Here is a 19,470-nt window from a genome sequence, read left to right on the forward strand (position 1 = left end):
TATCTGCTCAAAGCAGGCAACAAATCAACCATATATTCAACTTGTTGATAAACAGAATATTGCTGTTTTTAGCTTGAATGTACACTGTATCGATACCGTACACCTGCTGTAACATTAGCGTACGCACTGTTGTGGGTATTTGTATATAAGTTATTGTTTTTCAGTAGCTTAATTTGTGGCATGTGTTTTTGTTATGGTACAGTAAATTCATATATCACAGTGGACAGAAAAATTGAGAAAAAGACGTGGAACACTAAACGTATAACTACCATAGCCGGTATTACAGGCCTTGTATTGCTGGTTGGTGGCAGTATCTATTTTACATCGGGCAAAAGCAAACTTAATGTAGATACCGAACGCATTACGGTAAGCGAAATAAAAAAGGGCCCTTTCCAGGAGTTTATACCGGTTAACGGCGTTGTAATGCCTAAAACCACCATATACCTTGACGCGGTTGAGGGCGGCCGTGTGGAGAAGCTTTTTGTTGAGGACGGTACAACCATGAAAGCCGGTCAGCCGATATTGAAGCTCACCAATACCGATCTGGAGTTGAGCCTGGCCAATGAGGAAACTTCCGTTTTCAACGTGCTTACCCAAATGCAGATCTCGCGCGACAACGCGCAGCAAAATACCATTGGCAAACTTAACCAGATGGCCGAGGTTGAAAGCGCGCTGAAAGAAGCTGAGCGTGTGTATAAGCTGAACAAACATTTGTACGAGCAAAAAGCTATTGGCTTGCAAGAGTTCAAAAAATCAGAGAATGAATACCAATATGCTGTTAACCGTAAAAAATTAACCAGCAAGATACTGAACCAGGACAGCAGCTCAACCAAGCAGCAGGTAACGCAAATGGGCGAATCATACGATCACATGAAGAGCACCCTGGCGCTGATGCGTAAAAAAGTAGGCGACCTGATCGTGCGTGCCCCGGTAGACGGGCAGTTAACCTCCATGGATGCCGAAATCGGGCAGACCAAAAACAAGGGGCAACGTTTAGGGCAAATTGATGTCTTATCAGGGTATAAGGTTAGGGTTGATGTGGACGAGCACTACATATCCCGCGTTTATAACGGGCTGATGGGCGAGTTTACTTTAGAAAAAGTATATAAATTGCGCATTAAAAAGGTATTTACACAGGTAACCAACGGGCGTTTTCAGGTGGATATGGAGTTTATTGGTGCCATACCTAAGGAGATGCGCCGCGGGCAAACCCTGCAGATCCGCCTGGCATTGAGCGATGAAACACAGGCGCTACTGGTACCTAAAGGTGGTTTTTACCAGCAAACCGGCGGTAACTGGATATTTAAACTGAGCGAGGATGGCAAAACAGCCTACCGGGTAGATGTGCAGCTTGGCCGCCAGAATCCGGATTATTACGAAGTACTGCAAGGCCTGCAGCCGGGTGATAAGGTGGTAACATCAAGCTATGATACCTATGGCGATATGCAGGAGCTCGTACTCAAAAACTAATATAATAACAGCTAAACAATCACAATTAAAATATACAACCACCGGGTGGTTAAGGAGGAAAAAATGATAAAGATAACTGATCTCGAAAAGTTTTATCGCACTGAAGAAGTAGAAACCGTTGCATTGAACAAACTTTCTATCGAAGTAAAAAAGGGCGAGTTTGTGGCCATCATGGGGCCGTCAGGCTGCGGTAAATCAACCCTGCTGAATATCATCGGTATGCTGGATGATCCTGATGGCGGCAGCTATGTATTTAACGATACCGAGATAGCGCATTACAGTGAGCGTAAACGTGCCGATCTGCGCAAGCATAACATCGGGTTTGTGTTTCAAAGCTTTAACCTGATTGATGAGCTTACCGTATTTGAGAACGTAGAGCTGCCATTGATCTATACCGGCGTAGCCGCCGCCGACCGTACCAAGCGCGTTGAGGAAGTGCTGGATAAAATGCAGATCATGCACCGCCGCAACCACTACCCGCAGCAGTTATCGGGCGGTCAGCAGCAGCGTGTGGCTATTGCCCGCGCGGTGGTTAACAAGCCTAAACTTATACTGGCGGATGAGCCCACCGGTAACCTCGACTCAAGCAACGGTAACGAGGTAATGGAACTGCTAACCGATCTGAACGAACAAGGTACTACCATTGTAATGGTAACCCACTCCGAGCACGATGCCCGCTACAGCCACCGCATTATCCGCCTGCTGGATGGCCACACCGTGGTAGAGAATATTATGATATAAACATCATCACCCCAAAATCACCTTTAAGCCACAATAAACATGTTTAAAAACTACGTTAAAATAGCCTGGCGAAACCTGGTGCGTAATAAGGGTTTTGCCTTTACCAACCTGTTGGGCTTAACCATAGGCATAACGTGCGCCATGTTTATTTTTTTATGGGTGAAGGATGAGCTGTCGTTCGATAAGTTCAACACCGCTTATGACCGGGTTTACCAGGCCGTCGCTACGCGTGATTTTAAGAACAACATTTTCACCGATGAGAATATGGTGTTCCCTTTGGCTACGGAGCTGCAAACAGGCTACCCGCAAATAGAAAAGGCGGCCGTAACCACGCAAACCCAGGGCAGCCTCATCGATTATAAAAACATCAAGCTTAAACGTGATATTTTATATGTTAACGATGCCTTTCTGGATGTTTTTAGCTGGAAGTTTGTAAAAGGTAACGCGGCACAGGCGTTGAAAGATCCGTCATCGATAGTTATCACCCAAACCTTTGCTAAAGCATTTTTTGGCGATACCGACCCGATAAACAAGGTGCTGAAGTTAAACAGTAGTCAGTCGGTTAAGGTAAGCGCCGTTATTGCCGATCCTCCCGGCAATTCAACAGTGCGGTTTGATGCTTTGATGCCGTTTAACTATTCAGACCCGAACACCAAAAGAGACATGGCCGAATGGATTAATTCGTCATGGCGGGTGTATGTAAAAGCTAAACCCGGTGTTACTGAAGCCGAGGTTGGCCGCATACTAAACGGGGTAATGAAAAAGCATAACCCTAATGAAAAGGTAAGCTCGTACTTTGCTTACCCCATGAGCAAATGGCATTTATACCATGATTTTAAGGATGGTAAGAATGTAGGCGGCATGATAGCTTATGTACGCCTGTTTTCCATTATAGCATTGGTGATATTACTGATTGCCTGCGTTAACTTCATGAACCTGTCAACCGCGCGCAGCGAGAAACGTGCTAAGGAAGTAGGCATACGCAAAACCCTTGGGTCTGACAGGAAGCAACTGGTACTGCAATTTTTTGCCGAGTCAATGATCTTATCGCTTATCGCGTTCATCTTGTCGCTTATATTGGTTATTGTATTAATGCCGATGTTCAACCAATTGGTTGATAAAAAGTTAGTGCTGAACTTTAGTGAGCCCTTACTTTGGTTGGGTGCTGTGATCATCATATTATTTACAGGGATAACCGCGGGCAGTTATCCGGCGCTGTACCTGTCATCCTTTAATCCTGTAAAAGTTTTAAAGGGAACCCTGTTAGTCGGTAAAGGGGCAATTACGCCCCGCAGGGCGCTGGTGGTTGGGCAGTTTGTAATGTCAATACTCCTGATATCATCAACCATTATTATTTACCAGCAGATACAGCATGTTAAAAGCCGGGATACCGGCTACAATGCCGATAACCTGATTATGGTACCGAATACCGGTTCAACAGGCAAAAATTTTACGGTTATTAAAAATGAGCTTTTGCAAACGGGCCTAATTAAATCGGTTAACCGTACGTTTTCACCGGTTACTGAAATCTGGTGGACGACAGGCGGGCCTGATTATGCAGGGAAGTCGGCAGGTGAGGAAATGATTTTTTCGGGTATGTATACGGATGTTGATTTTAGTAAAACACTGGGTGTTAAAATTTTGCATGGGCATGAATTTGAAGGCAGCCCGGCAGATACTTCTGGTATGCTGCTTAATAAGGCCGCGGTTGACGCTATGGGGCTAAAGAACGCGGTAGGCATGAAAATGAGATTTGGTGACAGAGAGTATACGGTTACAGGCGTAACAGACAATATTGTAATGACATCGCCTTATGAATCTGTACGGCCTATGATGACTTATTACCGCAATGGCAATAATAGTAATCTTAACATCATCAACATCAGGCTTAATGATGGCGTGCAGCCCAAAAAGGCGCTGGAATCTATCAAAACCATTTATAACAAATATAGTCCTGACGACCTGTTTGAATACCGGTTTGCCGATCAGGAGTACGGAGCGAAATTTTATACCGAGGAACTGATCAGCCGCATCACCAACATATTCGCAGGCCTGGCCATATTTATCTGCTGCCTTGGTTTGGCCGGGCTGGCATCATTCACCATCGAAAAGCGTTTCCGCGAGATAGGTATACGCAAGGTGCTTGGCGCAACGGTAAAGCAGGTTATCATGCTGATATCAACCGAGTTTTTAAAGCTGGTTGGGTTGGCCTTTGTAATTGCCGTACCGGTAACCTGGTACCTGATGCACAACTGGCTGCAAAAATACACTTACCATGTTGATATGAGCCTTTGGGTGTTTGGCTTGGTTGGCGTTGGCATATTGCTGTTAACCTTATTGGTAGTATCATTAAACACCTTTAAAGCGGCCACTGCCAATCCGGTAAAAAGCCTGCGCAGCGAGTAAATAATTAATAAAAGTCATTTATCACAATACATACCTTATGTTTAAAAACTACCTTAAAATAGCCTGGCGAAACCTGATCAAGAACAAGGGTTTCACCTTTATAAACATTGCCGGTTTAACCATTGGTATGGCCAGCGCGGCGCTTATTTTGCTATGGGTGCAAAATGAGATCAGCTACGATCAGTTTCATGAGAAGAAAGACCGCTTGTACACCATGTACAATAGAGCGGTTTTTGACGGGAGCCTTTGGAGCTGGAATACCACGCCTAAAATAATGGCCAAAACGCTGAAGGCTGATTACCCGCAGATAGAGGATGCCACCCACACCACTGAGTGTACTTTTTTATTTACCGTTGGCGATAAAAAGCTGATGGAGCGGGGTTACTTTACCGACCAGGGTTTTGTAAATATGTTCACCTTTCCGCTGGTAAAGGGCGAGCGTAAAAAGGCACTGGTTGATAATTCATCCATCGTATTAACGGAAAAATTAGCTAAAAAGCTGTTTGGCAGTAACGAAGCAGCTATGGGTAAAACCGTTAAGATTGACAGTAACGCCAACTTTACGGTTTCGGCTGTAATGAAGGATCTGCCAAATAATACCCGCTTTAAGTTTGGCTACCTGCTGCCCTGGAGTTACATGAAAAAAATAGGCTGGGACGATGAGTACTGGGGAAATAACTCGGTGCAAACCTATGCTTTGTTAAAAAAGGGTGTATCATTAGCAACGGCTAATGCACGTATAAAAAACATCACCAAATCACACTCTGACCAAAAAGATACCGAAGTGTTTTTGCACCCTGCGAGCAAGTGGCGTTTATACTCACAGTTTGAGAATGGCGTAAACGTAGGTGGGCGTATAGGTACAGTAAGACTGTTTGCTACAATAGCAGGTTTAATATTGCTGATTGCCTGTATCAACTTTATGAACCTGAGCACCGCCCGGAGCGAAAAACGTGCTAAAGAGGTAGGTATACGTAAGGTTGCCGGTGCCGCGCGCGGATTGCTGATCGGGCAGTTTTTGGCAGAATCGATATTAATTGCCCTATTTGGGGGTATACTCGCACTGCTCATCGTTCAGTTAAGTTTAAGCGGCTTTAGTCAGTTAACCGGTAAAGAGTTAGTTTTACCCTATGCAAGTGTTGATTTTTGGATATTATTCATCGGCTTCATACTGCTTACCGGTGTCATCGCGGGTAGTTACCCGGCCTTTTACCTGTCGTCATTCCAGCCAATAAAGGTATTAAAGGGCACTTTTAAAGCGGCCAACGCCCTTGTTGCCCCGCGTAAGGTATTAGTGGTAATTCAATTCACGTTCGCTATCGGGCTTATTATTTGTACCATTATTATAAAAACCCAGTTACAGCATGGCCAAAACCGCGATACCGGCTATAAAAAGGATAACCTGGTATACAGTTACATGAATGGAGATTTGGGTAAGCACTATAATGCCGTACGAAGCGAGATGGTAGCCAGCGGGGCTATAACCGGTATCACTAAAACCAGCGCGCCAATTACCGAAGGCTGGAGCGATAGCTGGGGTTATAGCTGGCCGGGTAAGGACCCAAATGCGCGGCTCGATTTTAACGTATTTAACGTTGATGGCGATTTTACCAAAACCGTTGGGTTAAAGATTGTTGATGGCCGCGATATTGATATTGTAAAATATCCGACCGATTCATTAGCCATGCTGCTTAACCAGGCCGCGGTTAAAGTAATGGGTTTTAAAAACCCGGTAGGGCAAATCATCAACAACGGTGATACTAAATGGCATGTGGTTGGTGTAGTTAAGGATTTTATTCTGCAATCTCCCTACGAGCCTGTTCACCCGATGGTAATTCAGGGGCCAAGCTCATGGTTTAACATTGTGCATTATAAACTTAACCCGGCACGCAGCACCGCTGCCAACCTGAAAACCATTGAGCAGATCTTTAAAAAATATAATCCTGATTATCCGTTCGAGTACACCTTTGTGGATGAGGACTACGCCAAAAAATTCGCCGAAGAGCAACGTGTAGGTACGCTGGCTACCTTGTTTGCCGGGCTAACGGTATTTATATCATGCCTGGGCTTGTTTGGCCTCGCTACTTATATGGCCCAAAACCGCATTAAGGAGATAGGGGTACGCAAGGTATTGGGTGCCTCGGTAGCACGTATTACCCGCCTGCTGTCTGTTGACTTTTTGAAGCTGGTGATCATATCTTTCATTGTGGCGGCACCGCTGGCCTGGTGGGGGATGACGGAATGGTTAAAGAGTTATACCTACCGTATTGATATAAGTATATGGGTGTTTATTGGCGCGGCGGTAATTTCAATCCTGATCGCTATGGCAACCATTAGTTACCAGGCTATTAAGGCGGCTATTGCCAACCCGGTAAAAAGCCTGCGCAGCGAATAATTAACCCTTAGAACGAGGATATTATGTTAAAGAATTTTTTAAAAATAGCCTGGCGCAACCTGTATAAAAAGAAATCATTTTCGTTTATACACATACTCGGGCTCACTATAGGCATTACCGTTTGCATGATGATATTTCTGTACATCATGAATGAGTTTAGTGTGGATAGCTTTCATAAAAAAGGCAAAAACATATACCGCGTTATGCGTGGGTACGATGCTACCAAGGCTCGCGTGCCTTACCTGTCTGGTCCGTATGCGCCTGCTTTGCTTAATGATTATCCTAATGAGATAAAAAGTGCAGTACGCATTATGCCCACCCAGGGGTTGGTTACGTTGGGCACCAGCTCATTTAACGAGAAAAAGATCTACGCTGTAGATACCGATTTTTTCAGCCTGTTCAGCTTTCCGCTGATTAAAGGTAACACCGCAACGGTGTTAAAAGACCCAAACAGTGTTGTATTAACTGAAACGGCCGCTAAAAAATACTTTGGCAATGCCGATGCTATAGGCAAAGTGCTGGAGATGGATAAAAGTTTACAGCTAAAGGTAACCGGTATTACACGGGATGTTCCGTCAAACTCGCACCTTAATTTTGATATGGTGATACCCATCACTAACTATGCTAAGGAGGAGTGGTTTAATAAATGGCGTAATAACAATGAGTTTGTTTACATAGAGCTAAAAGAAAATGCTACCCGGACGCAGCTTGAAAAACAGTTCCCGGCTTTTATGGATAAATACATGGGTAAGGATCTGGCAAAAATGCATGCCCGTTTTGACCTCGCCCTTACCCCGTTAAAGGATATTTATTTTGAAGAATCGTCCAGCTTTGATAACGTTAAGCATGGCGATAAAAAGGTAGTTTACATCTTTCTTTCCATAGCGGTGCTGATACTGGTCATCGCCTGCATCAACTTCATGAACCTGGCCACGCTTCGCGCTGTTGAACGCTCAAAAGAGGTGGGTTTGCGTAAAGTGCTGGGTGCTATGCGTAACAGTTTGATCGGCCAGTTCATCGGCGAATCGGTATTGTTAACCGTTATTTCATGCACACTTGCACTGGCTTTGCTACTGCTGGTAATGCCTTGGTACAACAGTTTACTGGGTTATTCGCTTGCCATATCATGGAATTCGCCGGCCATCTATCTGTTTCTGTTAGGCATTATATTGTTTGTAGGCATTTTGGCGGGGAGCTACCCGGCATTCTTCCTGTCGTCATTTTCGCCAATACAGGCGCTCAAGGGCAAACTGCAACTGGGTAAGGGCGGTGCTTATTTCAGGCAGGCGCTGGTAGTGGTGCAGTTTAGTATTTCGGTGTTTTTGATTATCAGTACCATCGTTATACAAAAACAAATGAGCTTTGTAAAGAGCAAGGATTTGGGTTACAGCAAGCAGCAAACGGTAATCATACCTGTTGATAATAATGATATTTACAACAACCGCTTAGCCTTTAAAAATGAATTGCTGCGGAACAGTAATATAGAAGCCGTTGCCATAATGTCTGGCGAGCCGGGCGGGTATTATGACAGGCACAGCTTTGAGGTTGAAGGCCAGCACGAAACCTTTAACGCGCGTACTGAATTCGCTGAATTTGAATTTGTAAAAGCCCTCGGCCTTAAAATTGTTGCCGGGCGAGATTTTTCAGCCGATTTTGCTACGGATACCACCGGCGCGGCACTCATTAATGAAACGGCTGCCCGTCAGCTTGGGTTTACCCCGGCGCAGGCTGTAGGTAAATGGATCATCGATAACATGCGCGACAGTACCCGGAGGCATATCGTCGGCGTGGTTAAGGATTATAATTTTCTTTCACTTAAAGAGAACATGGATGCGCTGGTGATCTCACCCGCCGAAGACCACCGCGTTACCGTGATCAAAATGAAACCGGGCAATATTACAGCCGGACTTAATATCATTAAGCAAGCCTATGCAAAAGCCGCGCCTGCTTACCCGATGGAGTATACCTTCCTCGATCAAAAATTTGATACCACGTACAAGGCTGATCTGCGGCAGCAAACCATATTAAGCGTATTCTCCGGCCTGGCCATCTTTATAGCCTGTTTAGGCTTGTTCGGCCTGGCATCATTTACGGCCGCCAAACGCACCAAGGAGATCGGCGTACGCAAAGTATTAGGTTCATCGGTGCAAAATATATTGCTCCTATTGTCTGGCGATATGCTTAAACCGGTGCTGATCGCTACGCTCATCGCCATCCCGCTGGGATATTACAGTATGGATAAATGGCTGCAAAGTTTTGCCTACCGCACCCCGGTGCAATGGTGGGTGTTTGTACTGGCAGCGCTGGTAACCTTTGGTATAGCCCTGGTTACGGTAAGTTTTCAATCTGTTAAAGCGGCGGTGGCCAATCCGGTAAAAAGTTTACGTAACGAGTAAAGGATTCATTATACATCATCAACCATAAAAGCACATCTTCATGATACGCAACTATTTTAAAACCGCCTGGCGTAATATATGGGGCAATAAGTTTTACTCGGGCATCAATGTTATCGGGTTGGCTTTAGGTTTGGTTATCAGCTTATTCATAGTGCTTTGGGTGCAGGATGAGTTAAGCTTTAACAGCTTTAATACCCAGGCCAAAAATATTTACAAGGTAGGTGTTGTTGGTGGTACCGGGTCCACAAGGCAGGTGTTCTCGGTAGTAATAGCCCCTGTTGCAACCTATGCCAAGGCCGAGCTGCCCGAGGTAAAGGATGCCGTACGAATCATGAACATTGGCGGTGATACCCCGTTTAAGTATAAGGATAAAGTATTTACGGAGGACAATGTAGCCTTTATCGATGCATCATACTTTACCATGTTTGGCTTTAACCTGGTAAGCGGCGATAAGCGTAACCCATTCCCTGCCGATCAATCGGTAGTGATCAGCCGGTCAGTAGCTGAAAGGTATTTTGGCGATGAAGACCCGCTGGGTAAAATTGTTATTTTGGGGCATAATGAGCAGATGAAGGTTACCGGGGTTATTGAGGATGCCCCGGCAAATTCAACGGTAAAATATGATGTGTTACTCCCTATATCCCGCTACAACAAGCTGGCTTACACCGAGGGTAATGTTAGCTATGATGGTAAAACCCGCCTGGCCTCAATGGATGCCGACTGGAGCAACTTTGGTTTTGAAACCTACCTGCACTTAAAGGATGGCGCTAACCTTAACCAGGTTACCAAAAAGCTACAGGCCATACATGAGCGTAATAAGCCTGAGGATAAGCCTGTGCCTTACGTAACCCAATCACTGTTACTAACCCACCTGTACAAAATAGGCGAAAGCGGTGGCGCTATTGAAACCGTAAAAACATTTAGTATAGTAGCTGTAATGATATTGGTTATTGCCTGTATTAATTATGTAAACCTATCAACCGCGCGTGCTATGCTGCGTGCCCGTGAGGTAAGTATGCGTAAAATAATTGGTGCGGGTAAGTTGCAGTTATTTACCCAGTTTGTGGTTGAAACAGCATTGATGTTTGCCATGGCTACTATTATTGCTATCGGTGTTATGTATTTACTGCTGCCTTATTACAATGATTTTTCGGGAAAGGCGTTAACGCTGAGTTTAAGTAATTACCAGATATGGCTATGTATTGGCGCAACACTGTTGCTCACACTTGCGGCTACCAGTATTTATCCCGCTGTACTGCTCTCATCTTTTGAGCCGCTAAAGGCGCTCAAAGGTAAAATTGCAGGTAGCCTGGGTAACGTGGCCTTTCGCAGGGTGCTGGTAGTTGTACAGTTTTCGGTATCAGTAGTGCTCATCATCGGTACGTTGATCATTGGCAGTCAATTGAATTTCATCCGTAATAAAAATTTAGGTTACGATAAGGAGAATGTTTTTTCATTCCACATGCGTGGGGATATGCATAAGCATTACGATGCCGTAAAGGCCGAACTGTTAAAGCAACCCGGTGTGTTATCAGTAACCAGGCTTGGGGGCAATATTATTAATAACCAGGGATGGACAGGCGATAACGATTGGGATGGCAAGCCCGCTACTTCCAACCTGTTGTTTCATCCGGTACAGGTTGATCAAACTTCTATGCCATTCTTCAAATTCCCTATGGTTGAGGGTAAAATGTTTACCGGCGCGGTGGCCGATTCGGCACACTTTATTGTAAACGAAGCCGCTGTTAAAGCCATGGAACTAAAAGACCCGGTTGGTAAAAATATGCGCTTGTGGAAAATACACGGCACTATTATAGGTGTGGTAAAGGATTTTCATATCAGCTCTATGCACAGTAAAATTGAGCCGGTAGTATTTACCTATAAACCAGATGATTGCTGGCAGGTATATGTAAAAACAACGGGCGTACAGGCAAATAAGGCTGTGGAGGCTGCTAACTTGCAATGGAAACAATATAACGGGCAAATACCATTTAATTATAGCTTTTTAGATGATGCCTTTAATGACCTTTATAAAAAGGAGCAGCGTACATCAGCGTTGTTTAATCTGTTCTCGGCGGTGGCCATCGTGCTTTCGTGCCTGGGGTTATTAGGTCTGGCAACTTATACGGCACAGGTTAAAACCCGCGAAATAGGGATACGCAAGGTGTTGGGCGCAAGTGTAGCCGGTGTGGTACAACTGCTTACCAAAGAGTTTATGCTGCTGGTAGGCATATCGCTGGCAATTGCCATACCTGTCGCCTGGTATGCCATGAATAAATGGCTTGCTGATTTTGCTTATCGCACGGCTATAGGCTGGCAGGTTTTTGCGCTGGCAGGCGTAATGGCCATGGTTATCGCTTTTATAACAGTTAGTTCTCAATCCATAAAGGCGGCTTTAGCCAATCCGGTTAAAAGCCTGCGCAGCGAGTAGTATTATAATAATTAGGCAAATTATGTTCACCAAAAATTTACTGATAACCTGGCGCGGCCTGTGGCGTAACAAAACCTACGCGGCTATTAACCTGATAGGCTTGGGTGTGGGGCTTGCCGCGTGCCTGCTGGTGGCGGCCATTGTGATAGATGAATTATCGTACGACAAGCAGTGGAAAAAAGCCGACCGGATTTACCGAGCCATATCAGTAAATAACCGTATTAAGGGGGATAATCGTTTTCCGTTGGCTTTCACGGGTTTGGGGCCGTCGTTAAAAAAGGATTTTCCGGAGGTAGAGGATTACTGCCGCATGTCGGTATACGGCGACCGGCTGAAAATTGGCAGCAACAGCGATGGCGTTGCGGTAAAAAACCTGTCAGCCGAAGCATCCGTATGGAATTTCCTGGATCTGCAGATCATCGAAGGCAACCCTAAAAAATTCGTACCCGGATATGCTAACCTCGTGATAACTGAAAAATTCAAACAGCAATATTTTAAGGGGCAAAATCCGGTAGGTAAAATATATTATAACATGCCTGAGTACGGCGATCCGCAACCTTACCTTGTAACCGGTGTCATAAAAGCATTGCCGGTCAACTCGCATTTAAGGGCCGATGTAATTTCTATTGCAAGCTACCGCCCCAAAGATGATCTGCTTGCTAAAGAAGAATACGGAACATTCAGCACACAGTACCTGCTGTTAAAGGCGGGTACCGATGCAGGCAAATTCAGCAAAAAAATAGATGCCTGGTACGCCGGTATAACCGCGCCTAATAAGCCGGGCTACAGTTACCAGTTACAGCCATTTGAGGATGTATACCTGCGGTCGGATTTTGCCGAGGTTCAGGATGTGCATGGCAGTATGCGCAACATATACATTTTTATAGCGGTTGCAGCCTTGCTGTTGCTTATTGCCTGCTTTAATTATATGACGCTAACTACCTCGCGCGTATTCAGCCGCATGCGCGAAACCGGCGTGCGCAAAGTGCTTGGCGCGGGCAAGGGGCAATTGGTAGCGCGTTACCTTACCGAATCGTTGGTGTTTTTTACGCTGGCTTTTGTTTTGGCGCTAGCGCTATACCAGCTCATTATACCTTATGTAGAAACCTATATGGGGCATCAGTTGGTGTTTAACGCCTATAACGCCGGTTTTATAGTGCTGGCCATTGTAACGGTATTAGCGGTTAGCCTGCTTACGGGCTTGTACCCGGCCTGGTACCTTTCGCAGCCCAACCCTATGGTGATATTGCGCAGCCAGGCATCAACAGGCTTTAGCCTTAACTGGCTTAAAAAAACACTGGTGGTAGGGCAGTTTGTTATCTCTATAGGCATTATCATTGCTACGCTGGTAGTGCATTACCAGCTTAATTATATTGAAACGGCCGATGTTGGTTTTGATAAAAATAACCTGGTTAAGTTAAGCTACAACAACTGGGGCAACAATGCCGAAACCTTTAAACAGCGGCTTAAACAATTGCCGGGTGTTGAGGCCGTAAGTATAGCCTCATGGTACCCCGGTGCCGGGCCGGGCAATATGTCTACCGAGATTAGCGTACCGGGCCAAAGCGGTAAAATAACAGCCAATTACATTCGTGGCGATGCTGACCTGCCGGCTTTGCTTAAAGTAAAGTTGAAGAGCGGGCGGTTGTTTGATCCCGCTTTAAAGAGCGATGCTATCAATGCCGATTCGCTGATGAATGTAGAGGCAGATCCGCTTCAGGCTAAAAACAATGATAATATACTTAACAACCGCCCGGTAATAGTAACCGATTACACCGCGAAACTATTAGGGGTTAAATTGAACACCAAAATTCCCGTAGTGGAAGGGATGCCCGTAGGTATCATCAGCGATTTTCATAACCAATCCTTACACTTTGGCATGAAACCCTGTATCATACGTGCCGATAAATCAAACGAGGGGTATATACTTATCAGGTTAAAGGAAAACCACCCTTCAAACTCACTGGCCGCCATTAACACCCTTTTTAAGAGTACTTATCCCGAAAAGCCGTTTTTATATGAGTGGGTAAGCGATGTTGTAAACGCCCAATACAAAAACGAGGCTAAGCTGAAGCAACTGTTTTTTAGCTTTAGTATGCTGATCGTGTTCCTGGCTTGTCTTGGTTTGTTTGGCCTCATCACCTTTACCACACAGCAGCGCATTAAGGAGATAGGCATACGTAAGGTTTTGGGCGCATCGGTAACTAACATAACCGCCATGCTCTCTGCTGATTTTGTAAAGCTGGTATTACTGGCCCTGCTTATAGCGGCACCTGTTGCCGGTTATATTATGGACCAATGGCTGCAGGATTTTGCCTTCCGCATTATTTTAAGCTGGTGGATGTTTGCCCTGGCAGGCGGTATAGCGTTACTGATCGCTATAGTTACGGTGAGCACGCAGGCTGTAAAGGCCGCGGTTGCCAACCCGGTTAAAAGCCTGCGCAGCGAGTAATTATACTGTATCGTATGCGTACAGTGTATGTTACGCATACGTACATAAGCTATGTTTGCATGTTGAAATATTCACTTGATAATCAATTGATTGTTTTATTGGTACAGGGTTTATTAGAGTAGTGTATCCATAATTAAGATCAATGGTATAAAAATATTAACAACCATATCATGTTAAAAAACTACTTAAAAATCGCCTGGCGTAACCTGCGTAAAGGCAAAGTATTCAACATCATGAATATCATTGGCCTGTCGGTAGCGGTGGCTTGCTGTATCATGCTATTCCTTACGGTGTATTATGAGTTCTCGTACGATAGATACAACACCAACCTTGATCATATTTACCAGTTTTATTTTACAAAGAACGGTGCCGAAAAAGTTGAAAAAGCAACCTCAATGCCTGCGCCGCTTACCCCGGCACTCAAGGCGGAATACCAGGATATAAAGTACATAACCCGTATGAGCAACGGTGGTACGTTGGTACGCTATGGCAATAAGCAAATTGAACAAGACATCCATTTTGTAGATGCTGATTTTTTTAAAATATTCACCTTCCCGGTTGTGAAAGGTAATACCGCCGCGCCCTTAAATAATCTGAATGATGTAGTGCTTACCCAGTTTGCTGCCAATGCCATATTCGGCAAGCAGGATCCGATAGGAAAAAGCCTGGAGCTGAATTATTCAGGCGAGCCTAAAACCTTTGTGGTTAGCGGTGTGGTAAAAGATTTTCCGCAAAATTCAAGTATCAGTTTTGATATGTTGCTCCGCTTTGAAAATACGCCGAATTACCAGGAGCGGATGAAGCACTGGGGCTGGGCCGATCATACGGTGTTTGCATTGCTGAATGATAACGTTAAACCTGCCGGTTTTGAATCGCGCCTGCAAAACTTTGTTAAAAAAGCCTACAAAGATGTAATTACCGATCTGAAGCGTGATGGTGCCCGGCCCGATGCGCAAGGCAATGTGTATACGCTTAATTTGTTAGCCTTTGCCGATAATCATTTTAATACCGAACTGGTTGGCCTTGAGGGTGGATCAATCAGTAAAACATACGTTATGTCGTTACTGGTTATCGGCGCGTTTATCCTCATTATTGCCTGCATAAACTTTGTAAACCTGTCGGTAGCGCGGGCTTTTACCCGTGCCCGCGAAGTAGGCGTTCGTAAAACACTCGGTGCAAATAAGTGGCAGTTGTTAATTCAATTCTGGATTGAAACTGTGCTGGTTTGCTTGTTCGCGTTAATTATGGGTATAGTTATCGCCAATTTCGCGCTGCCGGGCTTCAAGGCAACTTTCCTCAGCCAGGTATCCCTCAGCATGCTGCTGCAACCTATGCATTTAGCGGTTATTACGGGGCTGTTTTTGCTGATTACCATCATAGCCGGCCTGTACCCTGCCTTATTAATGATGCGTTACAAAACCGTACAGGTATTAAAAGGCAAGGTAAATACCACAAAGCCGGGTAAGGTGCGTAATGTACTACTGGTTACCCAGTTCTCTTTATCAACTTTACTGATTGTATGTACCTTGGTAACCTGGCAGCAGATAGATTTTTTGAAGAACAAACCACTTGGCTATAGTAAGGACGAAATAGTAAGTATTCCGGTAGGTAATTCGGTAAACGGAGCCAAGGCGGTTGAACTGTTCCGCAACCAGCTTAGCGGCCAGCCCGGTGTGGAGGCGGTTAGCGGCGCATATGATAATATGGGCAGGGGTAAGGATGGGTCGAGCCGTACATCGCGTTTGGGATTTACTTATAAGGGCCACGATATTCATACCAATATACAAGGCGTATCGTACGATTATACCAAAACCATGGGTATAAAAATTATCGACGGCCGCGATTTTTCGCGCGAGTTTGCTACGGATAGTAACGCTGTTGTTATTAACGAAAAAATGGCTGCCCAGCTTGGTGGTAAAAATGTGGTTGGCACGTTTTTGCCTTTGGATGACAAAAAGCCTTCGCTTATAGTAGGCGTGATGAAGAATTACAATTTCCGGTCGTTACGTACCGAGATTGAGCCCTTGACCCTGGCATTAAGCGGATATGAAATGAACTACATATTCGTAAAGGTGAAACCCGTTAATCTCTCGCGATCATTTGATATGATAGCGCGTAAATGGCATGAAACTTTTCCTAACGTTGAGTTTGAAGGTTCGTGGCTGAATGAAAACACCGAGCGCCAGTATAAAGCCGAGCAACGCCTGTCGGCCATATTTATCAGCGGGGCGGTGATCGCTATTATTATATCATGCATCGGCCTGTTGGCCATATCGTTCATGATCATGGTGCAGCGTACAAAGGAGATTGGTATACGCAAAGTATTAGGTGCCAATATTGCCGGCCTGGTGCTGCTGCTGTCACGTGATTTTTTAAAGCTGGTGCTGCTGGCTACGCTTATATCCTTCCCCGTTGCCTGGTGGCTGATGAACAAGTGGCTGCAAGGCTTTGTATACCGTATTGACATCCATTGGTGGATTTTCGCTTTAGCCGCGGTTATTGCAGTAGTTATAGCATTCATCACCGTCAGCTTTCAATCCATCAAGGCGGCGCTGGCTAACCCGGTGAAAAGTTTACGCAGCGAATAAGTAACCCCTAAAGTATAATCATCATGCTGAAAAATTATGTTAAAACAGCCTGGCGCAACATCACGCGTAATAAGCTGTTCTCGGCTATCAATATAACCGGGTTGAGTATTGGTTTAGGGTGCGTAATGCTCATCATTCTTTATGTGCAGGATGAGGTAAGCTTTGACCGTTTTAATGATAACGGGCAGCGTATTTACCAGATAGTGCATTATGGCCGCGGCCCCGAGGGAGATGAGCAAAAGGGTAGTATAACCGGCGGGGTACACGCGCCCATGTTTAAGCAGGAGATACCTGAGATACAGGAGATTTGCCGGGTAAACAGTTCATCGGGCCTGGTGAAAAAGGGCAGCGAGGTAATTAGCGAGAGCGGCATGTATGTTGATGATAGCTTTTTTAAAGTATTCACCTTCCCGTTATTACAGGGTAACGCGGGCACCGCACTGGCCGAACCCAACAATATTGTACTGGCCGAAACGCTGGCTAAAAAATATTTTGGCAGTGCCGGGGCAGTGGGTAAAACCCTGCAAATAAATGTTGACGGTAAGTTTGAGCCCTTTGTGGTTACCGGTGTGGCCAAGCAACCGCCGCTAAACTCAACCATCCGTTTTGATTATGTGATGAACATAAAGCGAACCTTCCAAAAGCAGGAATGGAAGGCTAACGACTGGTTTAACACCTGGCTCAACTCATTTGTGCTGCTGCGGCCGGGTGCCAATCAGGCTTTGGTAGAAAAGAAAATGGATAGGGTGTTTAACAGCTACGCAGGTAAGCTGATGGCTGAGTTCAGAAAGCAATACGGCAATAAAATATTTATTAAATATACACTGCAACCGTACCTCAATATTCACCTGGATAAAGGGAATTACCAGGCATCAAATGGTTTAACGCCTAACAGCAAGTCCGATTACTCTTACATATTGGGCGGCATAGCCTTGTTTGTTTTAATAATTGCCTGCATCAACTTTGTAAACCTTACGCTTTCGCGCTCATTACGCCGCTGTAAAGAGATCGGCATCCGCAAGGTAAGCGGCAGCTCGCGCGGTATGCTAATCGGGCAGTTCATGGGCGAATCGTTCATGTTAACGGTAATAGCGTTTTTATTTGCACTGGTGCTGGTGAGTGTTTGTTTGCCGTTTTTTAATGAGGTTTCAGAGAAACAATTACAACTAAGCTACCTGCTTAACCCGCAAACCCTATTGCTTTTTGCAGGCTTGGTTTTGCTCAATACCATCCTGTCCGGCTTTTACCCGGCCTTGGTACTGTCGGGTTTTAACCCGGTGCAAACGCTGTACGGCAAATTTAAAATTTCGGGCAATGGCTACCTGGCTAAAACACTGGTGGTGGTACAGTTAAGTATCGCCGTGTTTTTAACCATTGGCACCATTATTATGCAAAAGCAATTCAACTACATGTTGAATAAAGATCTGGGTTACAAGCCTGAGAATATTGTAAACGTTTATATGCCGTTCAACAATAATCCGGGTACTGATATATTTAAGTCTGAATTAGGTAAATATCCTTTTATAAAAGGCGTTACGGCTCAAAACACCGCGTTTGATGGTTTTACAGGGAGGCAGTTCAAGGCTAATAATAAGGACTTGTTCAGCACCCAGTTTTTTGATGTCGACAATAACTTTATCAACCTCATGCAGATGAAGCTGCTTTCAGGCCGTAACTTCAGTAGCACGACTGACACGGTATCGTGCATCGTTAACGAATCGTTTGTGAAAGCTGCCGGATGGAAAAATAGTCCGATAGGTGAAACAGTTACCTGGAACGATAAACCGCGCGAGGTGATCGGCGTCATTAAAGATTTCCATTCCGCATCGCTGCAAAGCACCATCGCGCCGCTGTTGCTTGATCAGGGTATAAAAGACGAGAACTACTATGTGCTGGTGGTAAAAATAGACCCGGCCAAAAAAGCCGAGGCCATACAAACCATACAGGCCACTTACAAAAGTATTGTGCCCGGTCAGCCTTGTAATTATGCTTTCCTGACAGATATGCTTGCCGACCAGTACAAAAGCGAAAAGCGGTGGAAGTCTATTATCAGTACCGCTTCATTCATTTCTATCCTGATATCATGCATGGGCCTGTTTGGCCTGGCTACGCTATCCATCGAACAGCGGGTTAAAGAGATAGGCGTACGTAAGGTATTGGGCGCGAGTTCGGCGGCTATAGTCAGGCTGCTGTCTGTAAGTTACCTCAAGCTGGTGTTGATCTCGCTTGTGATCGCTTCGCCGGTGGCCTGGTACCTGATGCACCGCTGGCTGCAGGATTTTCCGTACCGTATTGAAATGAATGGCTGGGTAATAGCGCTTGCCGCCACAGGCTCGGTGCTTATTGTGTTGTTTACCGTTGGGTCACAATCCGTGCGGGCATCAATGGCTAACCCGGTTAAAAGTTTGCGTAACGAATAGTTTTTTAGTTTAATTAATGCAGATGCCCCGCCTAACAACGGGGCATTTTGCTTTTATACAGCGGCTATAAAACTGTATCATAACCGTACGCTCCATGTTACGTAAGCGAACAGGAAAACAGAGTTGTGATGTTGTAAGTTATTGATATGTAGTTATTTATTGTTTTGGTAT

At 45.1% G+C, this 19,470-nt stretch carries 9 protein-coding genes; all 9 read left to right on the forward strand.

Translation table 11 applies throughout. The annotated features are described in order from the left end of the window. Positions 1 to 219 precede the first annotated feature (219 nt). Positions 220 to 1,470: an efflux RND transporter periplasmic adaptor subunit gene (locus AC3WJC_RS00075; RefSeq protein ID WP_492397023.1), complete on the forward strand. Its 1,251-nt coding sequence runs from the start codon at positions 220 to 222 to the stop codon at positions 1,468 to 1,470. Positions 1,471 to 1,533: 63 nt separating this feature from the next. Then, the gene (locus AC3WJC_RS00080) at positions 1,534 to 2,211 is read left to right on the forward strand and encodes an ABC transporter ATP-binding protein (RefSeq protein WP_492397024.1); all 678 of its coding nucleotides are present in this window, start codon (positions 1,534 to 1,536) and stop codon (positions 2,209 to 2,211) included. Between the two features lie 39 nt (positions 2,212 to 2,250). Then, positions 2,251 to 4,617 (forward strand): ABC transporter permease, encoded by a 2,367-nt coding sequence (locus tag AC3WJC_RS00085; RefSeq protein ID WP_492397025.1) that lies wholly within the window; start codon positions 2,251 to 2,253, stop codon positions 4,615 to 4,617. A gap of 37 nt (positions 4,618 to 4,654) precedes the next feature. Further along, complete coding sequence (locus AC3WJC_RS00090; protein ID WP_492397026.1) at positions 4,655 to 7,012, forward strand: ABC transporter permease; 2,358 nt, start codon at positions 4,655 to 4,657, stop codon at positions 7,010 to 7,012. Positions 7,013 to 7,035: 23 nt separating this feature from the next. Then, on the forward strand, positions 7,036 to 9,408 hold the full coding sequence (locus tag AC3WJC_RS00095) for an ABC transporter permease (RefSeq protein WP_492397027.1): 2,373 nt from the start codon (positions 7,036 to 7,038) through the stop codon (positions 9,406 to 9,408). Between the two features lie 40 nt (positions 9,409 to 9,448). After that, entirely contained in the window at positions 9,449 to 11,839 is a 2,391-nt protein-coding gene (locus AC3WJC_RS00100) for an ABC transporter permease (RefSeq protein ID WP_492397028.1), read from the forward strand. Between the two features lie 22 nt (positions 11,840 to 11,861). Further along, the gene (locus AC3WJC_RS00105) at positions 11,862 to 14,291 is read left to right on the forward strand and encodes an ABC transporter permease (protein WP_492397029.1); all 2,430 of its coding nucleotides are present in this window, start codon (positions 11,862 to 11,864) and stop codon (positions 14,289 to 14,291) included. A gap of 170 nt (positions 14,292 to 14,461) precedes the next feature. Beyond that, positions 14,462 to 16,879, forward strand: a complete 2,418-nt coding sequence (locus AC3WJC_RS00110; protein ID WP_492397030.1) for an ABC transporter permease — start codon at positions 14,462 to 14,464, stop codon at positions 16,877 to 16,879. Positions 16,880 to 16,902: 23 nt separating this feature from the next. After that, positions 16,903 to 19,299 carry an ABC transporter permease gene (locus AC3WJC_RS00115; protein WP_492397031.1) on the forward strand — a complete coding sequence of 799 codons (2,397 nt, stop codon included), beginning with the start codon at positions 16,903 to 16,905 and terminating at the stop codon, positions 19,297 to 19,299. The last annotated feature ends 171 nt before the right edge of the window (positions 19,300 to 19,470 follow it).

It is taken from the genome of Mucilaginibacter sp. FW306-07-L, assembly GCF_058782065.1.